The sequence below is a fragment of the Neisseria sp. HMSC064E01 genome (genome assembly GCF_001808875.1).
GTDB classification, from domain to species: domain Bacteria; phylum Pseudomonadota; class Gammaproteobacteria; order Burkholderiales; family Neisseriaceae; genus Neisseria; species Neisseria sicca_A.
Map to the genome: position 1 here is coordinate 70,955 of NZ_KV794946.1, position 646 is coordinate 71,600.

General features: G+C 47.1%; 1 protein-coding gene. It reads left to right on the forward strand.

The window, feature by feature from the left end:
• Positions 1-646: SEL1-like repeat protein (locus tag HMPREF2572_RS15080; protein ID WP_246827792.1), on the forward strand; the 646-nt coding region annotated here is incomplete at both ends.

A 646-nucleotide genomic window follows, 5' to 3' on the forward strand; every position in this document is an offset into this window, starting at 1 on the left:
GAATTTCAGGACATGATTGTCTTGTACGAAGCCGCGGCATCAAAAGGGCATTATCAGGCAATTAACAACCTCTACCTGCTCTACACCCATGTGCAAGGTTCGACCGGCATCATGTACAACCCCTTGCACAACCGCGCCCGCAAATGGCTGCACTACGGTTTAGACAAAAATTGGGCAATGGCGAACTACTGGTTGTTTGATGCTTTGTATGAAGGCAATGCGAGTTATCGTCGCAACCCGCAACTTGGTCTTGCCTATTTGCAAAAGGCGGTGGATTTGGGCGTGCCGCTGGCGCAGTATGAACTGTCTCTCATTTATAGAAATCAGACAAAGGATTTAAAAACTCAGGAATTGCTTCTTGGTTGCGCTTCCAAACAAGGCTTCTCTGCAGCAATGAAGCAATTATCTTCGTTTAAAGCTATTGATGGTGATTTGAAAGAATCCTTGCGGTTAATGCACAATGCCGTGCGCTATGGAGGAGAAAGTGGGGGAGAATCAGCTTTACGTTTGAGCCACGTTTATGGCAAAACGAAAGCCTATATGAAGGAATTCGTTTCCACCCCCGCTGATCCAGTCCTTGAAGCAGCTTACAACGAGTTGTATACAGCACTTACAGGCACAGGCACCAAAAGCGGCAACCCCTTCT